The organism is Kitasatospora sp. NPDC033851, assembly GCF_055576085.1.
The window spans coordinates 280,739-300,359 of the sequence record NZ_JBVIRL010000009.1; the positions used below are offsets into that span (position 1 = coordinate 280,739).

The 19,621-nt window shown below is 70.3% G+C and carries 18 protein-coding genes, 1 tRNA gene and 1 pseudogene; 12 read left to right on the forward strand and 8 right to left on the reverse strand.

The features are described 5' to 3' along the window. Positions 1-268: 268 nt before the first annotated feature. On the reverse strand, positions 269-838 hold the full coding sequence (locus ACZ51D_RS20020; protein ID WP_465622495.1) for a hypothetical protein: 570 nt from the start codon (positions 836-838) through the stop codon (positions 269-271). Between the two features lie 157 nt (positions 839-995). On the opposite strand from ACZ51D_RS20020, the gene ACZ51D_RS20025 reads away from it, so the two are divergent. Next, positions 996-1,202, forward strand: a complete 207-nt coding sequence (locus tag ACZ51D_RS20025) for a maleylpyruvate isomerase N-terminal domain-containing protein (protein ID WP_465622493.1) — start codon at positions 996-998, stop codon at positions 1,200-1,202. On the opposite strand, the gene ACZ51D_RS20030 is transcribed toward ACZ51D_RS20025, so the two are convergent. Further along, positions 1,151-1,645: an endonuclease domain-containing protein gene (locus tag ACZ51D_RS20030; RefSeq protein WP_465663115.1), complete on the reverse strand. Its 495-nt coding sequence runs from the start codon at positions 1,643-1,645 to the stop codon at positions 1,151-1,153. The genes ACZ51D_RS20025 and ACZ51D_RS20030 overlap by 52 nt on opposite strands. A 342-nt stretch (positions 1,646-1,987) precedes the next feature. On the opposite strand from ACZ51D_RS20030, the gene ACZ51D_RS20035 reads away from it, so the two are divergent. Then, positions 1,988-2,287 (forward strand): DUF4193 domain-containing protein, encoded by a 300-nt coding sequence (locus ACZ51D_RS20035; RefSeq protein ID WP_360268914.1) that lies wholly within the window; start codon positions 1,988-1,990, stop codon positions 2,285-2,287. 133 nt (positions 2,288-2,420) lie between these two features. On the opposite strand, the gene ACZ51D_RS20040 is transcribed toward ACZ51D_RS20035, so the two are convergent. Further along, the gene (locus tag ACZ51D_RS20040) at positions 2,421-3,134 is read right to left on the reverse strand and encodes a hypothetical protein (RefSeq protein ID WP_465622492.1); all 714 of its coding nucleotides are present in this window, start codon (positions 3,132-3,134) and stop codon (positions 2,421-2,423) included. A 321-nt stretch (positions 3,135-3,455) separates the two neighbouring features. On the opposite strand from ACZ51D_RS20040, the gene ACZ51D_RS20045 reads away from it, so the two are divergent. Further along, positions 3,456-3,980, forward strand: coding sequence for a MepB family protein (locus tag ACZ51D_RS20045; RefSeq protein ID WP_465622491.1), 525 nt, complete (start codon positions 3,456-3,458; stop codon positions 3,978-3,980). A 200-nt stretch (positions 3,981-4,180) separates the two neighbouring features. Here the strand turns inward: ACZ51D_RS20045 and ACZ51D_RS20050 are convergent. Then, positions 4,181-4,257: transfer RNA gene (locus ACZ51D_RS20050), tRNA-Met, on the reverse strand. Between the two features lie 591 nt (positions 4,258-4,848). Here ACZ51D_RS20050 and ACZ51D_RS20055 point away from each other — a divergent pair. Beyond that, positions 4,849-5,967, forward strand: a complete 1,119-nt coding sequence (locus tag ACZ51D_RS20055; RefSeq protein WP_465622489.1) for a serine hydrolase domain-containing protein — start codon at positions 4,849-4,851, stop codon at positions 5,965-5,967. 648 nt (positions 5,968-6,615) lie between these two features. Next, positions 6,616-7,371, forward strand: coding sequence for a DUF4232 domain-containing protein (locus ACZ51D_RS20060; protein ID WP_465622488.1), 756 nt, complete (start codon positions 6,616-6,618; stop codon positions 7,369-7,371). Positions 7,372-7,517: 146 nt separating this feature from the next. On the opposite strand, the gene ACZ51D_RS20065 is transcribed toward ACZ51D_RS20060, so the two are convergent. Then, a complete protein-coding gene (locus ACZ51D_RS20065; RefSeq protein WP_360510166.1) occupies positions 7,518-7,958 on the reverse strand; it encodes a VOC family protein in 441 nt (146 codons plus the stop codon). A gap of 192 nt (positions 7,959-8,150) precedes the next feature. On the opposite strand from ACZ51D_RS20065, the gene ACZ51D_RS20070 reads away from it, so the two are divergent. Continuing rightward, the gene (locus ACZ51D_RS20070; RefSeq protein WP_465622487.1) at positions 8,151-8,660 is read left to right on the forward strand and encodes a transglycosylase SLT domain-containing protein; all 510 of its coding nucleotides are present in this window, start codon (positions 8,151-8,153) and stop codon (positions 8,658-8,660) included. 327 nt (positions 8,661-8,987) lie between these two features. Here the strand turns inward: ACZ51D_RS20070 and ACZ51D_RS20075 are convergent, their stop codons facing one another. Beyond that, positions 8,988-9,632 (reverse strand): dihydrofolate reductase family protein, encoded by a 645-nt coding sequence (locus tag ACZ51D_RS20075; protein WP_465622485.1) that lies wholly within the window; start codon positions 9,630-9,632, stop codon positions 8,988-8,990. A 500-nt stretch (positions 9,633-10,132) separates the two neighbouring features. Here ACZ51D_RS20075 and ACZ51D_RS20080 point away from each other — a divergent pair, with 500 nt between their 5' ends. From ACZ51D_RS20080 to ACZ51D_RS20105, 6 genes are all read left to right on the forward strand, one after another. Next, positions 10,133-10,708 (forward strand): RNA polymerase sigma factor, encoded by a 576-nt coding sequence (locus tag ACZ51D_RS20080; RefSeq protein ID WP_465622484.1) that lies wholly within the window; start codon positions 10,133-10,135, stop codon positions 10,706-10,708. Further along, complete coding sequence (locus ACZ51D_RS20085; RefSeq protein WP_465622482.1) at positions 10,705-11,748, forward strand: hypothetical protein; 1,044 nt, start codon at positions 10,705-10,707, stop codon at positions 11,746-11,748. The genes ACZ51D_RS20080 and ACZ51D_RS20085 overlap by 4 nt, the downstream gene beginning before the upstream one ends. A gap of 153 nt (positions 11,749-11,901) precedes the next feature. Further along, positions 11,902-12,525 (forward strand): hypothetical protein, encoded by a 624-nt coding sequence (locus ACZ51D_RS20090; protein ID WP_465622481.1) that lies wholly within the window; start codon positions 11,902-11,904, stop codon positions 12,523-12,525. Positions 12,526-13,164: 639 nt separating this feature from the next. Continuing rightward, complete coding sequence (locus ACZ51D_RS20095; protein ID WP_465622480.1) at positions 13,165-13,863, forward strand: hypothetical protein; 699 nt, start codon at positions 13,165-13,167, stop codon at positions 13,861-13,863. A 170-nt stretch (positions 13,864-14,033) separates the two neighbouring features. Next, complete coding sequence (locus tag ACZ51D_RS20100; RefSeq protein ID WP_465622479.1) at positions 14,034-14,345, forward strand: hypothetical protein; 312 nt, start codon at positions 14,034-14,036, stop codon at positions 14,343-14,345. A 141-nt stretch (positions 14,346-14,486) separates the two neighbouring features. Further along, the gene (locus ACZ51D_RS20105) at positions 14,487-16,700 is read left to right on the forward strand and encodes a protein kinase domain-containing protein (RefSeq protein WP_465622477.1); all 2,214 of its coding nucleotides are present in this window, start codon (positions 14,487-14,489) and stop codon (positions 16,698-16,700) included. A gap of 741 nt (positions 16,701-17,441) precedes the next feature. Here ACZ51D_RS20105 and ACZ51D_RS20110 read toward each other — a convergent pair. Together ACZ51D_RS20110 and ACZ51D_RS20115 are read right to left on the reverse strand one after the other, a co-directional pair. Next, positions 17,442-17,696 (reverse strand): annotated as a pseudogene (locus tag ACZ51D_RS20110) (glycosyl transferase); the annotation flags it as partial. A 158-nt stretch (positions 17,697-17,854) separates the two neighbouring features. Next, on the reverse strand, positions 17,855-19,411 hold the full coding sequence (locus ACZ51D_RS20115) for an FAD-dependent monooxygenase (RefSeq protein ID WP_465663087.1): 1,557 nt from the start codon (positions 19,409-19,411) through the stop codon (positions 17,855-17,857). Positions 19,412-19,621 lie beyond the last annotated feature (210 nt).

A 19,621-nucleotide genomic window follows, 5' to 3' on the forward strand; every position in this document is an offset into this window, starting at 1 on the left:
GAAACCGCCGCTCGGTCTGACAACCCATGGGCGCGGCGGCATGCCGGCTATGTTCTTTGGCTCCTCGATCGCCCCGAGGTGCCCAACACCATCCACGTCTGGCAGAACTGGATTGCGGCCGAAGCCAGAGGGTGGTGCCTCCAACCCGCCCCCTCCGCAGGGCGGTTGCCGACTCGGCGTGCGGGTGGCTGGGGACATGCTCTGCCTGCGGACGGACGGTGCGGCCCGCGGTCGGCGACCGTGGGCCGCACCGTCCTCGGGGGGCGGGTCAGCGGCCGAACAGCCTTCGCAGGCCGCGGCGTTCGGGCTTGTCCTGCGGGGCGGGCGGGGCCGGGTGTGTGGCCGCGACGGGGCCGGGTGCCGACTTGGCCAGGAGTTCCACCACGGCGGTCAGGAAGCCGGACAGATCGGCTGCCGGGCCGGGGCCCAGGTTGAGGTGGCTGCCGTCCGCCCACTCTCCGAGCACCGTGTACGTCTCCCGCGTGAACGGGTTCGCCGCCAGCTCCAGGGTGAAGTACCGGCAGTGGTCGGCGCCGCCCGGCTGGACGACGGCGGTGTAGTACGCCTCCGCCGGTGCGGCGGGCCGTGGCAGTTCGACCACCAGCAACCGGTGCGGGCCCAGCGTGATCAGGTTCGCGTCCAGGCCGTCGCTCGGCAGCCGGTCCGCTGCGGGGAGCCGCTCGCCGAAGTCCTTCCAGAGGGAGACCAGCCCGGGGCCGAAGCCCTGCTCCGGTTCGCCGTCGAGCATCCGCGGCCCGAGGTCCCGGGCGAGGCCGGCGAGCACCTTGTGCGCGAAGCGGTAGTGGTGTGGCCGGGGGTCGTTGTCCACGATGTCCATGCGCGGAAGTATGCCGATCACACCGGGATCGTGGGAATTGCCTTCACGGCGTCAGTTCCGGGACAGCGTCGGTCGACCGGCAGCTTGATAGACAGCCGGGTGTGCATAAGACTCCCGAGTTCCCGAGCTGCTCAAGCTGATCGACGAGCGGTCGTCCGTGTTCCGTGCCGTGGTGCAGTCCGCGCCCGATCTCGGCGTGCAGGTGCCGACCTGTCCGGGGTGGACGCTGCTGGATCTGGCCCGGCACCTGGGCGGCGGGCAGCGCCGGTGGGCCGCCATCGTCACCGCCGGCCCGGACGCCGGCGCGCCGGCTCAGTCCTCGTCGGAGATCGCCAAGGCCGTCGCTTCGCTGGTGAGGGCATAGCTCACTGTGACCTCTGGCGAATCGACCGCGCCGCGGAATACAAGGCGTCGGGTAGCCCACTCTTCGAGCACGGGGATGGGGGCGTTGCCCATCCTCCGCCAGGTGTTCTCGTACCAGCCGAGCCCGTGCCGGTTGCAGTTGATGCAGAGCATGGCGCGCGCGCAGCTCGGGCAGTAGTTTCCGGGCTCGTGCAGGGGGCAGTTGTGCGCGTGGTCGTGGTCGAGATGCCATCCTCGCTCCCCTGGGTCGGATGTGCCGCAGAGGCACACGCCATTTTGGAGGGCGAGGATGGCGTCACGAGCGAACTGGGAGATCCCTCTGCCGTAGTGCGTGGAACATAGGCCGCGTGAGTGGGGAGGTTCCTGGCAGTCCCGGTAACGGCAGATCGGCCCCCACTCTGCTTGTGACTTCCATCCTTCCCACGCCGAGGGGCGGCCGTTTATGCCGACCGGAGGGACCTGGAACCGCCAGACCCTCGGATGCTACTCACGGTGACATCTACGCCCACCACGCCGAGGAATACAGGCCAGACGATCACAGACTCCTACCAGTACTGGAGCCCCTGATCCTTCCACCGTGCCGGATCACGGCCGGGATCCGGTGCAGTGCCTCAGGACGTCGGTGCCCTCCACAAGGCCGGGCGCGCGCCATCCGGCCCCGATAGGTGGGATGGTGGTGCACCACGGGCGGGATCGGAAACAAGCACGCGCCCGGCCCGCACTTCGCGGGCCGGCAGGCGGCACGACCCGCCCGCCGGAAGCAACCCTTGAGGAGAAGACACCACCTTGGCAACCGACTACGACGCCCCGCGCGACACCGGCGACGAGAGCAGCGACGACAGCATCGAGGCACTGAAGAGCCAGCGCGACGACAAGCAGAGTTCCGCCGTCGACGTGGAGCCCGAGGCCGTCGAAGGTCTCGAGCTTCCGGGCGCCGACCTGTCCGGGGAGGAACTCACCGTCCGGGTCGTGCCCCTGCAGGCGGACGAGTTCACCTGCATGACCTGCTTCCTGGTCCACCACCGTGCCCAACTCGCCGGTGAGGACAAGAACGGTCAACCCATCTGCCGCGACTGCGCGTCCTGACGGCCGCGGGAGCGGCAGCGCGGCCGCTCCCGATCGGCGCGTGAGCGGGGCGGCCCGAACGGGTTCGAGCCGCCCCCGGCGCGGCGTCCGGACGTGACCCGGCGCCGGCGGTGTGCCCGGGGTGGCCTGCGCGTCAGCCGCCGGCGGCGGAGCGGTACGCCGTCACCGCGGCCGTGAGCACGGTCTCCGTGTCCGACGACGCCTTGTCCACGGCGGCATGCTGCACCATGAGGATCACATCGCCCACGCGGGCGAACGCGGTCACCTTGACGAACGTGGTCCCGTCCTCGGGGAAGGTCGACGTGAGGTGGAGCAGCAGGCTGTCGTCGGTCGGTACCTTGGCCGCCGTGACGGACGCGGTCTCCGGGAGCTGCGTACCGTCCACGAGCGTGCTGGTGTAGGAGGCGCAGCGCCCGGCGGCACCGCGAATGGCGTCCATGACCGCGGCCGCCTGCCCGGGCGCGTACCGGTCGAGCACCTCCTGGCCGAACCAGCCGAGGTCGTCGTCGCCGACCGGTGTCCGTTCCACTCCCACCGCGACATCCTTCGCGGGTGGGGCGTGGGTCGTCATGAAGGAGTCGACACCGAGTTCCTTGCACGGCATCGCCGCGATGGGGACCGTCGACGGGGTGTACGGAGGACGGGTCGTCGTCGAGTTGACCTCCTCGGTGTTCAGCCGGAATCCCTGGGGGAGCCGGTTCTGGGTCAGCAGGCCGTCCCGCAGCCGCTCCAGAGGCACCCGGCTGGAGGCCGCGCTGCCCGGGCGGGGCTGCGGGCCGGTCGAGCAGGCCGACACGGCGAGAACCGCCAGAACAACCCCAGCCACCGCGCAGTGACGTGTGTGCATTGGTCCACCCCCAGGATTCATGATCGCGTCGTACTCTCCCACACAGGCCCTTCACCCGCTCCGACCGGAAGCGTCGCTCGCCCTCACACCGGGCGGGCCACGCGGGAACGACGTCGACGGCCTCGGACCGGTAACGGGCCGACTGCCGCAGGTGGTGAGGTAGGCTCCGCGGCGGTGAGGTCGCCCGCACGGTAAAGGACGGGCCCCGGGGTGCGGACAGGGTCGGTTGCCTCACCCCCCACGCCCCTCGCGCGAGCCGCATTCCTGGTTGAGAACCGACGCGGTGGCTGTGACCTCCGGGTGTGGTGGCAGGATGGGGCAATGGCGACGAACCGGCCGTGGGCGGGGCTTCACGGTGACCTCCTGGCGGCGAAGGCATCGGTGTACGACCCGAGTGGCTTTGCCTGCTCGCAGCCGGTGCCCGAAGCGGAGAGTGCCGAGTACGCGGCGCACGGGTTCACCCTCGACGGCCTCGCGGTTCGGTTCCGTGTGGCGAAGACCACCCCGACGAAGGTCGGCCAGTTCGTCACCGTGTGGCAGCGGTCCGAGGGCGGGCCGATCAGGCCCTTCGACGCCGATGACGGGGTTGACCTTGTCGTCGTCAGCAGCCGCGACGGCGGCCACTTCGGGCAGTTCGTGTTCCCGTGCGAGGTGCTGTGCGAGCGGGGCATCGTGTCCCGGGACCACGTGGGCGGGAAGCGGGGTTTCCGTGTCTACCCGCCGTGGGTGACCACGGCCAACCGTCAGGCACGTGCCACGCAGCTGTGGCAGGTGGGCTACTTCCTGCACCTTGACGGGGACGGGCCTGCCGACATGGCGCGCGCCCAGGCCCTCTACCACCCGTAGCAGCCCATCTCACTGCTCCCTGCCCACCGGCCAGGCCGCGAAGTCGGACGCCTTGGACGCCCGCGACGCCCTCTTCGAGCCCGGCACCCTGGTCGACGCCGACCAACGGTGAGCACCTGCTCTCGGCAGCCTGGCCAACCGCCAACTGGCCTGACAAAAAAGGCCGGGTCGGCGCACACTGTGCGCCGACCCGGCCTTCGTGGTAGCGGGGACAGGATTTGAACCTGCGACCTCTGGGTTATGAGCCCAGCGAGCTACCGAGCTGCTCCACCCCGCGTCGGTGAACCCGACCCTACGCCATCAAGGCAGCTGAGGAGAAATGCATTGATCCGGGCGGCAGCGGCTGATCCTCTGGTAAGCGGTCTGCAGCCACTGGACAGTGCCGTACGTGGCCGGCCCGAAGGAGCTGTCCTTGTCGAGCTGTGCCGGAGCAGGCGGCCCCGGGTGCGCCGAACCGGCAATGAAGTTGAGCATCTTCTCCTGGACGCACCAGACGGGGGTCCCGTAGGTGACGTGGCCGTATCCGATGTACGCCGCGTTGGAGTTCGCGCGGCGTCAACGGTGGCGCACCCCACCGAATGTCACAGTCCGGGCGCTGGCTTCCGCTCCCGCTCCCGATCCGGCGAGTCGAGGCGGCAGCCTCGGCGGAGCGTTCATCATCATCCCATTGCAATGTAAAGGTAACTGTCGTTGCGTTAGATTCAGAATCACTGCAACGATTTAAGCGCTCTGATCTGGGCTGATGTCACTTTTGCGCAATGAGTTGCTTGTTGGAAATTTGAAAGCAACGTAGCTTTTCTGTTGTCGGAAACGCGGAGCGCAAGCGCGGAAGAGGGGCCACGCGTCCCACTACGAGACGGGAATGATCATGAGCGAGTCCCTGCACACCGTCGGGCACAACGACCGGTCCTACCGCCCGGAACTGCAGAAGGCCATCGAGGAGTTCGTCGCCGCCGGCTTCGCCGGGGTGCAGATGCGGGTGCATGACGAGCACGGCGAATGGGTCGGCAGCGCCGGGGTGCGCGAGCTGGGCGGGAGCGCCGAGCCGGCGACGGACGGGCGGTTCTGGGCGGGCAGCGTCGTCAAGACCTTCACCGCGACCGCGGTGCTGCAGCTGGTGGCCGAGGAGAGGATCGGCCTGGACACCCCGGTGGCCGACCACCTGCCCGAGCTCGGGCTGGACGAGCGGATCACGGTGCGGATGCTGCTGCAGCACACCAGCGGGTTGTTCAACTACACCGGCGAGTACTACGAGGACGGGACGGTCGTGCCCGGAATCCCCGCCACGGGCAAGGAGTGGGTCGACAACCGGCTGCGCACCTACCGGCCGCAGGAGCTGGTCGAGCTGGCGCTGTCCAAGCCGGCGCGGTTCGAGCCGGGGACGGGCTTCAGCTACTCCAACACCAACTACACCCTGGCCGCGCTGCTGATCGAGCAGCTCGCCGGCCGCCCCTACGGCGAGGAGATGCGGCGGCGGATCCTGAAGCCGCTCGGACTGCGGGACACCGTCCTGGCGGGCGCCGTCACGGACCTGCCCGAGCCGCACGCTCACGGCTACTACCGCTACCAGGACGGCGACGAGTGGAAGGTCGTCGACGTCTCCCGGCAGAACCTCTCCATGCTGCTCGGCGCCGGCGGCATGATCTCGACCACCCGGGACCTCCACACCTTCATCTCCGCGCTGAACGGGGGCAAGCTCCTGCCGGAGCCGCTGCTGGCCGAGATGCGCACGCCGCACGGGGAACTCGGCTACGGCCTCGGGCTGTTCGTGCAGGACCTGGGTCCGGACGGCGGCACCGTCTACCACCACAACGGCGGCGCCCCGGGCGGCTACGGGGCACTGATGTACAGCACGCCCGACGGCAGCAGGACCCTGACCGCCGGACTGACCACCGGGGATGCCGAGGTGAACCCCGCGGAGGTGTTCCCGAAGGCGTTGGACGGGCTCGTCAAGGCGGTGCTCGGCAACGGGCGGAGCGCGGCCTGACGACGGGCCCGGACATCGCGGCCCCGTCCGCCCCGCCGCCGGGCCGGCCCGGGTTGAGCAGGTCAGGGGGCGGCGGCGACCCGGACGCACTCGACCCGAACGCCACGGCAGACGGCTGAGCCCCCGCAATGGCGCCGCTCATCAGCACGTCGGCGGTTGCACGCCGCCCACGGCTCGGCCATCGCGCGCGCGGCTTCGCGGACCGGGGGACCGCCTCCTGTAGGCGAAGTCGAGGAGGCGGCCATCCGGGTTTCCTCAGGGTGCGGCGAGCGTAACGCGGGGCACTGACATTGGCCCCGGCTCAGCCGTTCCGGAGCCACCGGCACGGGCCCCCGACCGGTCGCGCTCCCGGCGGGACCGGTCGGCCCCGGCCCCCGGCCCCGGCAGCCGACGCTTCCGGGATCCCATGGCCGACCGCGTCCGCACTCGACGGCGAGCCGCCGGCGGGCGGGGCGCGGTGGGATGCGGCGCGGAGGGGTTCGGCGCGAGGTGACGCGATGTCAAGTGCACTGTGTCCCATCGAATGTCACAGTCCGATCCCTGTCATGTCCTGACGATTGTGACGCTCCGGGTGCCACCGAATGCCGTCCGCCGACGGTCCTATGGGGTGTCCGAACAGTCAGCACGCATCGTCATCGGGGAGCCACCATGTCCGTCCGTCACCGTCGTCGCCCGCTGCTCGTCTCCGCCGTCCTCGTCGTGGGGGCGGGGCTCGCGTTGACCGCGTGCGGGCCCGACAACACCGACTCGGCGGGCGGCTCGACGGCCCCCACAACCGCCGCCCCGGCCCCCGCCTCGGCCACCGCGCCCTCGACGCCGGGCGCCCCGGCGCCCGCTGCTCCCACGGCGAGCAAACCGGCCACCGCGGGGGCGCCGCACACCGCCACGCACGCGCCGTCCGGCGCGAGCCCGTCCGGCGGCACCCGGTCCGACGGTGGCGGTGCCGGTTCCGACGCCCGCCCGTGCGACATCCAGAACCTCGAGATCAACGCGACCGTACGCGCCGGGGCAGCCAACCAGTGGGTGATCGACGTGCACAACACCGGCACGACCGCCTGCTCCCTGAGTTCCTCCCCGGGGGTCGACCTGGGCAACTCCGTCTCCCCCGACCAGAGCAAGAACATCAAGCCGATACTCGCCAGCGGCACCTTGCGGTTCCCGGTCCCGGCCGGCCAGCACGCCTACGCGGTGATCGACCTCGACCCGAGCGGCGCCACCACCGGCACCGCCCCCGGCATCGACGAACTCAACGTGCTCGTCGACGACGACGACACCAACATGCCCCTCGCCAACACCCGCAACTTCCCGCTCAACAGCGGTGCACGAGTCCTGAACCCGCAGATGGGCATCTACCGCCCCAGCGTGGCGGAGGCGGTCACCTCCATGAAGGCCGCCGGCAAGTAGCCCCGCACGTCGGCTCCCCGCAGGACGCGCCTGCGGCCGACCTCCAGCACCACCGACGGCCTCGCCCCCTCATGACGGGGGCGAGGCCCTCACGCCGTCCGCCTCCGCCGGCCTGAGCCTGAGCACTCACCCGTGCGAGCGTGCCGTCAGCCGAGCTGCTCGGCGAGTCCGACGACGATGCCCTCGGGGCCGCGGACGTAGCAGAGCCGGTAGACGTTCTCGTACTGCACGATCTCGCCGACGAGTTCGGCACCGTGGGCCCGCAGGCGGGCGACGACGTCCTCGATGTCGTCGACGGTGAACATGACGCGACGGAGGCCGAGCGTGTTCGCCGGTGGGTCCTTCGGCTCGGCGGTGATGGCCTTCGGCCGGTGGAACTTCGCCAGCTCCACCCGCCCGTGGCCGTTCGGCACCCGCAGCATGGCGATGTCCTGGCGGACGTCCTCGAGCCCGATGACGCGCTCCGCCCCGCGCCATTCGAGGGGCCCCTTGCCCTCCAGCTCCATGCCGAGTTCGACGAAGAACGCAATGACGGCCTCAAGGTCGTCGACGACGATGAGGACGTTGTCCATTCGCTGGATCGCCATGCCGGGCCTCCTTCGTGGCACGGCCACGGTAGCCGCCTGTGCCCCTGCCTCGCTGTTCCGACCCGCCGCTGACCGCTCTCGCCGCGCACAGGGCGGCGGTCTCGCACGCGTTGACCGTTTGTCTACCCGCGCTGCCTAGCGTCCTTCCCCGTACCCGGCCCGACCCGGGCCGGCATCGAAGGGAGAACTCGCGTGTTACGCAAGACCCGTGCTCTGCTGACCGGTTCGGTCGCCGTCCTGGCCCTCAGCCTCACCTCGACCACCTTCACCGCCAATGCCGCCGGCGACCAGAGCGGCATCGACGCCTGTGCCCGTGAGGCCCAGTTGGCGGGCTTCGCGAAGGACAAGTCCGGCGAGGGCCGCAACGACGACGCGATCTACGCCGTGGCGATCGCCATGGCCGAGTCCGGCTGCAACCGTCTGGCCGTCCACACCAACCTTCCCACCGATCCCGACCCGGGCACCAAGGACCTCGGCGCCTGGCAGATCAACGAGCGCTGGTACCCGGAGGTCCACTACCACGACGCGGAGGTCGTCACCGCCGAGAACTGGCAGGACATGGGCTGGTCGGCCCGCAAGGCCTTCAGGATCGACAACGACGGCACCGGCCGGGGCTGGGCCTCCTGGGCGGCCTGGAACCTGGGCACCTACCAGCAGTACCTCGGCCAGGCGCGCGACGCCGTCTACCGCGTCTGGCAGTGACGCGCCGCCGCAGGTGACCGCCTCGGACGGTCCTCGAACGGTCCGTGAACGGGTCCGGGGACAGGTCCTCGAACGGTCGTGAACGGTCCGCGGACGGTCCGCGAACGCGAGCGAGGCCCGGCACCCGAGTGGGTGCCGGGCCTCGCCCGACCGTGGAGCGCCAGGCCCGGGTCGCACGGACTCTTCCTACTGAAAGTAGGACGTGCTCTGGTAGCACCGCTGACGCCTGATGAGGAATCATCTCCCTCGCGACGAGAAGAATATTAGCAGGTCAGCGGCACGGCGTCGAAATTGCTCACCCGTGGTCCTCGCCGTCCGGGGCGGGTGTCAGCTGTCGTGCCCGAGACCGCGGTCGGGCGCGCTCATGTCGCCCGTGACGGGTGTGCCGTCGGCGAGCCCGTAGCGCAGGAAGACGGTGCCCTGCGGGCCGGCGGCCGGCGGTTGGAGGAGCGTGAGGTTGGTGGGCACCGCGCCCTCGTCGAACACCTTCTTTCCGACGCCGAGGGTGATCGGGTGGACCCAGAGGTCGAGTTGGTCGAAGAGCTTGTCGCGCAGGAGGGTCTGGACGAGGTCCAGGCTCCCGACGACCTTCACGTGTTCGTGCCGGTCGCGGAGCTCGCGTACCGCGGCGGGCAGGTCCGGGCCGAGCTGCGTGGAGCCGGCCCAGGGCAGGTCGGGAGTGCCCCGGGAGGCCACGTACTTGGGGACACGGTTGAAGAGCTCGGCGATCGCGTTGTCCGGCCCGTCCTTCTGGTGCGGCCAGTAGGCGGCGAAGATGTCGTACGTGCGCCTGCCGAGCAGGAGGGCGTCCGTGTCCTCGTACGCGGCGAGGATCTGTGCCCCGGTGACCTGATCGATCAGGGGCGCCTGCCAGCCGCCGTACGGGAACCCGACCGGGTCCTCGTCGGGGCCGCCGGGCGCCTGCCCGACGAGGTCGAGGGTGGTGAACAGTTCGATGTGGATGAGGCCCATGCCTTACTCCAGACTCCTCGCAGAGCACACGCCGACCGGTCGTGAGGCGCGCAGCACGGTGCCCGGCGGACGCCTCCTGGCCGGGACGCCGCACCGGCACTCCCGCTCACGATAGGTCACGGGACCCGTCCGGCCCGGCCGATCGGCCCGCGCCGCGCGTCGGCCGGGCTGTCACAGAATCCTCGGACCGGTTAACGCTTCCGCCTTCTCAGGCCTCCTGGTTGTAGAAGTGTTGAACGAGAGCAGGGGAGTGCGAACGGTGGATCCCGTCGTGGGTTCGGTTGCGGCAGCTGTGCTGGGACTGGTGGGGGCCTTGGCCACCCTCGTGGGGCAGTTACGGTCACGCCAACAGGACCGGCCTCAGTCGCCTCCGCCACCTCTGCCGCCTCAGTCGCCTCCGCCTCCTACGGTCGTGGTCGTCCTGGCGCTGCGCGCGTGCGATGCCGACGACGCCGGCCAGGGGCAGCCGGTGCAGCAGGAGAAGCGGGGTCACGACGCGCATGAGTGAAACCGGTCCGGACGGGGAGGCCGCCTCGGCGGCGTCCCTCGGGCACCTGCCGGCCTCCGCCTCCGACAGCGGGAGTGAAACCAGTTCCCGAGACGGGGAGTTCGCGTACTTCTATCGCACGTGCATCCGCAGGCTGGTGGCGTTCCTGATGTGGCAGGGGGCCCCGGCCGCCCTGGCCGCGGACTTGGCCCAGGACACGATGGTCAAGGCGTACGAGCGGTGGGACCGAATCCAGTCGCCGGAAGCGTGGAGCCGAAGAGTTGCGTCCCGGGAGCTGGTGCGGGCCTTCAGCCAGGTCGAGGAGAGCATTGACGAACTCGCGCTCGAACCGACCTCGCTGTTGCCGGTGCCGGACGAGGCCGCCGAATGGGAGGGACAGCAGGAGGTGTTGCACCTGCTGCGTGACCTGCCCGCCCGCCAGCGACAGGTTCTGGCCTGGACGCTGGACGGCTACAAACCGACGGAGATCGCGGCCGAGTTGGGGCTCAAGGCGGCGGCAGTCCGGGCCAGCCTGTTCAAGGCGCGCTTGGCCGTGTCCAGCAGGATGACCGATCGAGAGGGGGATTGATGGGCGAGCATTCTGTTCCCGAGCGGCGCACCCGTGAATTCTCGGACTGGCTGACAGCTGTGCAGACGGCGTTCCTGACGGGGCTTGACCGTCACCTGCACGTGGAGGCCGGGCTGCGCGAGGTGATGCTGAGTGCCGACCACAAGGATCTGGCCGAGGGCCTGGACGCGGTGTTGGACGTCGAGGCCGGACTGGTGTCCATCATGTCCCGGACCACGGCCAGGACCGAGTTCGAGGAGACGGCCGCGCCCCTCTACGACGTCGGCCTGATGCACCAGCGCTTCGAGCTGATCGGTCCCGAGCAACGGCTGGAGCTGCGGGAGCATCCGCTGGTCACATCGGCGATCCTCGCCGATCTCCTGATCCGGACGGTCGTCCTGGCGCAGGACCTCACCTTCGGACTCGGGTTCGGCCGGTATCACGGGATGCCGTTGAAAAGGGCCGTGTTCGCCGCTCAGGGAATTGCCCAGGGTATCGCCCACGGATTGGACGGGCGGGCCGCCCTCGGGTGGGAACTACGGGACATGGCTCACGAAATCGTGGCGCTGCTCGAACCCCATTACCCGGCGATCGACCAGGCGGGCAGGGTCGGACAGGTCCTTGTCCGAGAAATGGCGGGGACGATCGACCAACGCGTGAGAAGCGCGGAGCATCCGGCGATCGCAGAATTCCTGCGGGCCTGCCAGGTGTTCCTGTACGCGGTGCGCGGCGGAGAACTGACCCGTGCTGTACAGGAGGTGGAGTACCTCACCCGGGCGCTGGCCGCGCAGGTCGGAGAACTGCTCGGGCTCGGCGAACCGGAAACCCTCGACCTGGAATTCCTCTCGGAAATCCTGGACGACTTCACCACCGCGGACCTGAGCACCGCCGACCTCACGCACGTCGACCTCGCAGGAGTCCGCTGGTCCGAGCTGCGCACCCGGTGGCCGGCCGAGATCAGCGTCGACCAGCTCCGGGAGGACTCACGGGAGACGCTGCCCGGGTCCGGGATCTACGTCATCCGGCCGGGCACCGGAGCGCGGGACGTGACCAGGGTCTGACCTGCCGGTCCACCGGTTCGCCCTGGTGTCGGACAGCGGTCCGGTCGACGCCGGCGCCGCACTCGCAAGCACTGTCACGTAGTTGCAGGCAATGCCAAGCACTGCCGAGCACTTGCAAGCAACGCACGGAGAAAGGCACGAGGAAGGTGTCAGGTGAGGTTTCCCGTCACTGAGGAACTGATCGACTGCACGGCCCTGGGCGACCGGACCCGGTGGGACCGCTCCCTGCCGGCGGTGGCCGCCGAGGGCGCGGCGGCCCTGCGCCGGCACGGGTTCTTCGTCGTCCGGATCGGGGCGCTGCGCTGGGGCGAGGAGGACAGCCGTGACGTGGCGCACCGCCTCGCGGCGCAGCTGCGCGAGCGGCTGCTGCGGGACGGAGCGCCCGAGCAGCTGCGTCCGCTCGCGGATGCCGCCAAGGAGCTTTTCCCGCTGCTGCGTTCGCTCAGCACGCGGTGCCCCTGCAGGGACTGCGAGGGAGAGGTATGGCGGGTGTTCTGCCACGTCACGACCCCGGGGGCCGGGCTCAACTGGCGCCGGTTCCGGGAGCGTTACGAGAGCCTGGCGCCCAGCGAGCGCTTCGACCTGCTGATCGGCGACAACCTGACGATGCACCACGGCGGGCTCGCCGGCGGTCCGGGCCCTGGGGATCGAGCACACCCGGACCGGCACACCGGTGCTGGTCTCGGCCTTCGTGGACTCCGACGCCCGGGCGTCGGACTGGTCCGAGGTCGGGGCGCTGTTGGAGGGCAGCCGGAATACGCCAGAAACGTGCCGTAGGGGTCAACCCCGACGGCGGGCGGCGGGGTCGCGCTCAGCGACGTGCCGGGCGACCGCGTCGACGCCGGGGCGAGCGTAGCGTTCCAGGGACCGTACGGGGGGTCCGGCACTGGTGAGCCCAAAAGGGGCAGTGGGATGATCTTGAAGGGCTGAGTGCCTGCTGCGGCTCTATCACCCGGGGCCCGGCGTTGTTTCGGCTTCCGCGGTTCTGATCATCCCAGGGCTGGGTGCCCGAGAGGATCCCGCGCGGGCGCGTACGGCGCGTCCGGTAGGGGCTGGAAACCGGGCGGGGAGGGGATGACCTCGATCGAGAGGACCGCGTATCCGCGGTTCAAGCGGCTGATCACCGCGCGCGCGAGCTGCACGTGTTCTTCACGCCGTCCGACGACGTGGCCGGGGGTGACACCGTTCCTCAGGCAGCGGGCGACTGCCCGGCGTCCGGCCGACAGGCCTGCTTGAGCTTCATCTCTGCCTCGTGCCTCTTTGCCACGCCAGCCCAGTAGGGGTGGGCGTACAGCTCGGCGGCGATGGAGCCGAACGCCGCGCGGCGCTCCTCGCTGGGGTCGGCGGCCCAGGCCGCCTCGGCCGCATACCAGCGCTGCTGGAGTTCGAGCAGGTCAAGCGGAAAGCGCGCGCTGCGTGCTCCGCGCTCGCCTCGCCACCGAGTTCGCCGGCCCCGACGGCAGCACACCCGACCAACTCGCGCCGCTGATCCAGGCCCTGCTCGCCGTCGCCCGGGCCCGATCCATCCTGACGTGGCTCAACAAGCCGAGCGGCGGCGCCGCACTCCTACGGAACCTGGCCATCGCGGGCGTCGTGGTGACGCACGACGTCCTCGATGCCGAGGCCAACCGGCCCGCAGCCGTCGTCCTGCGCGCCACCCTCGTTCACCTCGGCGTCCTCCCCGAACGCCACGAGTCCCTCGAACGCCTCGAACCCTGGCTGGAGATGAAGACCGCCGGCGCCCCGCCCGAGCACCGCAGCCTCCTGCGCGCCTACGGCAGCTGGGTCGTCGTCCGGGGCGCTCGACGCCGCGCCGAGCGGACGCGGTTCACTACGGGGAGCCTTGCCCGCCTGCGGCAACACCTGCTGTCCGTCATCACCTTCCTCACCTGGACGACCGAGACCGGCCTCGCCCTCGACGCCGTCACCCAGCGGCACGTCGACGACTGGCTGGACGCCGGCGGACGTCCCGGCGCTCCATTCGCGGCTTCCTCAAGTGGACCTCCCGACGCGGCCTCACCACCGACCTCGACGTACCGGGTCTGCAGCCCGCGGCCGAGCCAAGGGACTGGTCCACACCCGAACAGCGGTGGACCCTGCTGGACCGCTGCCTGAACGACGACAGCCTCCCGCTCGACGTCCGCGCGGCAGGCTGCCCGACTCTCCTCTACGGCATCAGCGGCCAGCGCATCACCGAGCTCACCACCCGCCACCTCACCGGCGGCACGCAGCCCACGACCCAGCTCGGCGTCCACCCTGCAGCCCTCCCGCCGGCCGCGTTCCACATGCTCGCCCAGCAGGCCGAACACGCCGTCACCGCCTCGGCCATCGCCCGCACCTCGGCCCGGCCCAGCACACCGTGGCTCTTCCCCAGCCAACTCGCTGACCAGCCTGTCACCGCCCACCACCTCACCTCGAAGCTGCGGCGCCACGGACTACCGGTCATCCCCCTGCGCAACTCCGCCCTGATCACCCTCGCCGCCGACCTGCCCCCGTCCGTCCTCAGCTCACTCCTTGGCATCAGCCTCACCAGCGCCCTGAAGTGGACCCGCCGCGCCGGCCGCGACTGGAACACCTACCTGACCACCCGAACCTGATCACGCGGTCGGGGTTCCTGCGGGTAGCCACGGTCGTGATGCGGTCGACTTGTATCTCTTGTGCAGGTCGCCTTGTGCTGGGCGGAAACTGACGTTGCTTCTACGCTGGGGCCCGGCGAATCGCGTATCCAGGGGGCATAGGTGACAGGTCACGTACTGGCAGGACGCTATCGGCTGACCGAACAGCTCGGGGCTGGCGGCATGGGGGTGGTGTGGCGGGCCGAGGATCTCGTGCTGCACCGCACCGTGGCCGTCAAGACAATCGCCGCCAGGCCTGGGGTCACGGCAGAGGCGGCGGACCGGCTGCGCCGCGAGGCCCGGGCCGCCGCCGGACTCTCCGACAGCCCCCACGTCGTGACGGTGCACGACTTCGGCCAGGACGGCGACACCCTCTTCATCGTCATGGAGCTCGCCCCCGGCCGGACCCTCGACCGAGTCCTAGCCTCCGACGGACCGCCCTCCCCCGCCCGCGCCGTGGACTGGGCCCGGCAGGTCTGCGCCGCCCTCGCCTTCGCCCACGAACGCGGCATCGTCCACCGGGACATCAAGCCGGCGAACGTGATCCTCACCCCGGACGGGACGGTCAAGGTCCTGGACTTCGGCATTGCCTGGTTCCACCCGGCCCTCGGCCTGGAACAGTTAAGCCGGACCGACAGCATCCTGGGCAGCGCCCCCTGGATGTCTCCCGAGCAGGCCCACAACCGGGGTGTCGGCCCCGCCTCCGACCTGTACTCCCTGGGCTGCCTGCTGCACCACCTGCTCACCGGTGCCCCGCCCTTCGGCGGCCGCGAGCTCCTCGCCCAGCTCGTCGCCCACGCCTCCGAGGCCTCCGAACCGCCGTCCCGGAGCCGCCCGGGCCTCCCGCCGGAGCTCGACGCCCTGGTCGCGGAACTGCTCGTCAAGGACCCGGAACAGCGCCCGGCCTCGGCGGCCGAGACGGCCGCCCGGCTCGGGGCGGTGGCCGAGCTCCTCGGCGCACAGCCCACCGCGGGCTCGGCACCACGGCCCTCGTTGCCGCCACGGCCACCTCTCCCACCAGCTGGCTCCGACCCAGCCGAGCCGGCCGACGACCGGAAGGCGAGCCGACGCTCGGTACTGCTCGGCCTGGGCGTCGTCGTCGTGACGGGTGGCGCCACCGCCGCGCTCGTTCCCCGGATCCTTGACGGCGGCAAGGGCTCGGGCAGCGGCGGTGCGGCGGCGACGGGCGCCTCCACCGGGGCTACCGCCCAGGCGGTCCGACCACGCTGGACGGTACCCGGCAACGACGTGCCGTCCGGCCAGGTGGGCCCCCTGCTCATAACGAGCGCCGGCCCCCGGGACGCCCAGTCCGGCAAGGTCCTGTGGCCGTATCCGGGCCAGGCCACTCCGATCGCTGACGCCCTGCGCCTCTTCTGGGACTCGATCCTGGTACGCAACGGTGACTCGGTACAACGCCTCGACAACGCTACCGGCAAGGCGCGTTGGTCGCAGGATCTGAGTCTCGGCAACGATGAGGTGAGCGATGGCCTCCACCACATCGAAGTAGCGGACAACGCCCTGTACGTCGGCAAGGGCAAGCACGTCTGGCGCCTGGACCCGGCCAGCGGCACGGTGGTGTGGACGTACGTGATCGGCAGGGACGTGACCGAGGTGATGGGCCTCGACCTGGCCGGTGGCGCCGTCCTGATCTACGACATGGTGGACGGCTGGCTCGCAATCTCCCAGGACACCGGGAAGGACCTCTGGAGGCGCAAACCAGCCGACCGGAGCGAGGACACCGAGCTCGCCGGCTCCACTGACGACCGAATCTACTTCGCGGGCACCAAGGAGCTCCATGTCGTGGCTGCCGCTGACGGCAAGGTCCTTGGGCCGCTCCAGGCCGGCGGTCTGGTCCTCCCCGAGTTCGGCCTGGTCGCCGGTCGATCCCCGGCGGAGAACTACGTCTCAAGCGCGTGGAACCTGGCCGATGGCCGCCGAGTGTGGAGCGTCGCCGACACCATGGTGATCCGCAGGTGGGACACCGCCCTGCAACTCATGAACGTGCGCAACCCCGGCAGCCGGGTCGTCGACATCCGTAACGGCACCACCCTCTGGGACGCGCAGGACCTGCGTGACGTCATGCCCGACAACCGGAAGGCCACCGCCAACCCCGGCCCTCCCTGGTGTTTTTCCGCTGCCGACTCGGCCTCCGACCTGGTCCTGGTCGACCCGGTGAGCGGCCGGCGCAGCCGCCCGGTCCGCTTCCCGCAGCGCATGGTGCGGTTCGCCCGGGTCCTCGGCGACGCCGTGTACGTCATGTGCGACGACGGGCAGAAGGTCGGCGACTCCCTGGTGAACCCGGTGATTTACGCGATCGACCGCCCGGACCGCCCGTAAACGGCACCATCACGGCTCACTGGACTCCTACGCTGGCCTCGCTCCCGCGACCAGTTCCTCCGGATCGTCCCCTTCAGGGCGAACACGCCCCACGCATACGACGCACATCGAATACGTGCCTGTCACCAGCTGTCCGAGCCGATCTATGCCCGGAGCAGATCACGCGGTAGTACGCCAGCCAGGGCTTAAGGGGCTGGTTGAGCTGCCCAACCCGTCAACCGGCCACGGATGGCCAAAGTGCCTAATGTGTAAAGAGGCGGCTGTTTCGCCGCCTGCGAGAGCCGGTTCTCTCGGGGTTAGGGATGGCTGTGGGCCGAGTGCGCCGTGGGATGCTGAGGCTGCTGACCGCAGTGGCAGTTGTGGACGCGACGCTGTCGGTGCTGGCGGGCAATGCCGCGACTGGTGACAAGCGGTGGCCAGGCGTCCTGGACAGCCTGCGGACCCATGAGCTGCCCCGACTTTCGTGGAGTCCGTGAACAGCCGCCTCGACCTGGGCCTGGAGTTGACCCCAGCAGCGACGGTGCCCGGCCCGCGCGCTTCCGAGGGCCGGGGCGCCACGGCATCCACCTGACCAGAGCCGGGCGCACGGTGGAGGCATGGCCGGGCGGGTGCGCCGCTGTGCAACATCTTCTGAATCCACTCCGCCGCCCCGCCCTTGGCGGTGATCTTTCCGCGCTTGTCCTGCAGGTACATGTTCTCGGATGAGGACGGCGCCAGCCGGGGAACGGAAGCGGCATTGCTTCAGAGCGCGGGGTCCTCGGCGGCGGCCAGCATGTTCTCGATGAGGTCGGCGGCGCGCGGGGTGCCGCCCTCGGCCCGGGCGGCGGCCTGCAACTGTTTGGACCGGTCGACGCGTTCCGGATCCGCGACCAGGTCGTTCAGCGCCGCGCGAAGGGTCTCGGCAATGGCGTCAGCGGTGTCCACACGGCGGGCGACACCGAGCTCCACGAGCCGGTCGGCGTTCATGAACTGCTCGGCTCCCTGCGGCACGGCGAGACTCCGGCGTACCTGCTCCGGAGCCGTTGCGTAATCTGGCCAGCGTGACCACGACCGTCCCCGGCCGCCGAGGCGACCGGTTCCGTCTTGTCTGCCATGACTCGTCCGATCCACCTGGCCCGAGAGCCCGAGGCCGAGCGCCGGGCCAGGCTGCCGTATCACAGACTTACACGATCATCTTTCAGACACGCTCCGGGTGTGCCGAACCAGCAGGCGAGTGCTTCTCGCAGCGCGGGCGCGGTGGTGTCGGCGGGTTCGTCGACGGCCGCGGCCCAGGCGATGTGGGCGTCCGGGCGGATCAGGAGGATGCCGGCCGGTGGGTGATCGGTTTTGGCGGTGTGGATGTCGACGCGGTGCTGCCAGTCCCGGGCGGCCTCGCGAAGGTCCGGGCGGTCGGCGAGGTCGAGGAGGATGGGCCGTGCGGGGCGCATGAGTTCCGCGACGCTGGTGATGCCCTGGTCGGTGTGCAGGGTGAGATCGGGTGCGAAGGCGCCGGTCAAGGCATGGGGCTCGGAGTCCGGCACCGGATAGCGAATGTCATTGTGGGCGACAAGGGCTCCCATACGGCGCAACGCCGGCTCGTCGACGAGCAGTTCCTGGAAGACCTGCCGAAGCGCATCGTCGGCCGCGTCATGTCCGCGCCGCAGTGCCGCCTGGGCTCGGGTCTGCAACAGCGCGCGAGCGCTGGCGAATTGGCGTTCGTCGTGATAGGTGTCCAGCAGGCCGGTCGGCGCCCAGCCGCGGATGTCCGCGCCCAGCTTCCAGGCAAGATTGACCGTGTCGAGCATGCCGACATTGAGCGCGGTGCCGGTGGCGGGGAACAGGTGGGCCGCATCGCCGGCCAGCAGGATCCGTCCGTCACGGTACCGCTCGGCCTGCCGGTCCTTGAAGGTGAAGCGCGACAGCCGAACCGGTTTTCCCAACGGGACGTCCCCGCCGAGTACCCGGCGAATGCTGTCGCCGAGCTCAGCCAGGGTCATCGGCTCGTCATCGTCGTATTCGGCGGACTCGTCCTCAGTGGTCATGAGGGACAGCACCCCGTCGGTGACCGCGAACGCGAACACGCCGCGGCCTGTTCGGGTGAAACCCGCATGGATCGTGCCCAGCCCGGGGACGTCGATGTCGCCGTTGTCGAGCACGGTCAGCGAATCGGGCACGGTGACCACGGCGAGCCGGTTGACCTCCGGGTACGTGGTGCCGGGGAACGGGATGCCGGCCAGGTCGCGGACTCGGCTGCGCGCGCCGTCGCAGCCCACCAGGTATCGGGCGGTCACCCGGCAGGGCCCATCCGGCCCGTGCACCTCCGCGGTCACGGTGGCATCGTCCTGGCCCACCCCGACCACCTCGTGCCCGCGGCGGATGTCGGCGCCGAGTTCGCGGGCGCGTTCGCCGAGGAGTCGCTCGATTTCTGTCTGTGAGATCGGCAGCGCCCGCATCGGAGGATCTGCAAGCTGTGTGAGGTCCAGATGCAGGCTGCCGAACGGGAATCGGGGAGCGATGTTGGGGTCACTGCTGGCTGCTTCGAACCGGTCCAGAATGCCTCGGTACCGCAGCAGGTCCAGGATCCGCCCGCCGATACCGCTGGCCTTCGGTGTGTCTCGGGGCTGCTGATGCCGCTCCAGCACCAGGGGCCGCACCCCGGCCAGCCGCAGTTCACCGGCCAGCATCAGGCCGGCCGGCCCTGCGCCCACGATGATCACGTCGGCGTCCGTCACCGGACGCTCCCCGCGCGACCTTTCGCCGCGCTCCAACTCGTCCCGGTCATCGACAACAATACGCACTTCGTTTCTCCCATTTCCGCAGGTTCTGGCCTCAGCTGGGGATCTTGCGGCACGACCCGGGTCGTGCCGCAAGTCCCGGCGCGCTGCGCCCGTGTGGCGCTCCGAGCGCGCCCGCGCCCGGCCTCCACAAGCGGCGCCCGCCCG

Coding starts and splice junctions, on each gene's coding strand:
- ACZ51D_RS20080 (WP_465622484.1), top strand. CDS start 10,133: ATGAGTGAAACCGGTCCGGACGGGGAGGCCGCCTCGGCGGCGTCCCTC.
- ACZ51D_RS20045 (WP_465622491.1), top strand. CDS start 3,456: ATGGCGACGAACCGGCCGTGGGCGGGGCTTCACGGTGACCTCCTGGCG.
- ACZ51D_RS20060 (WP_465622488.1), top strand. CDS start 6,616: ATGTCCGTCCGTCACCGTCGTCGCCCGCTGCTCGTCTCCGCCGTCCTC.
- ACZ51D_RS20055 (WP_465622489.1), top strand. CDS start 4,849: ATGAGCGAGTCCCTGCACACCGTCGGGCACAACGACCGGTCCTACCGC.
- ACZ51D_RS20065 (WP_360510166.1), bottom strand. CDS start 7,958: ATGGCGATCCAGCGAATGGACAACGTCCTCATCGTCGTCGACGACCTT.
- ACZ51D_RS20075 (WP_465622485.1), bottom strand. CDS start 9,632: ATGGGCCTCATCCACATCGAACTGTTCACCACCCTCGACCTCGTCGGG.
- ACZ51D_RS20100 (WP_465622479.1), top strand. CDS start 14,034: ATGCTCGCCCAGCAGGCCGAACACGCCGTCACCGCCTCGGCCATCGCC.
- ACZ51D_RS20020 (WP_465622495.1), bottom strand. CDS start 838: ATGGACATCGTGGACAACGACCCCCGGCCACACCACTACCGCTTCGCG.
- ACZ51D_RS20040 (WP_465622492.1), bottom strand. CDS start 3,134: ATGCACACACGTCACTGCGCGGTGGCTGGGGTTGTTCTGGCGGTTCTC.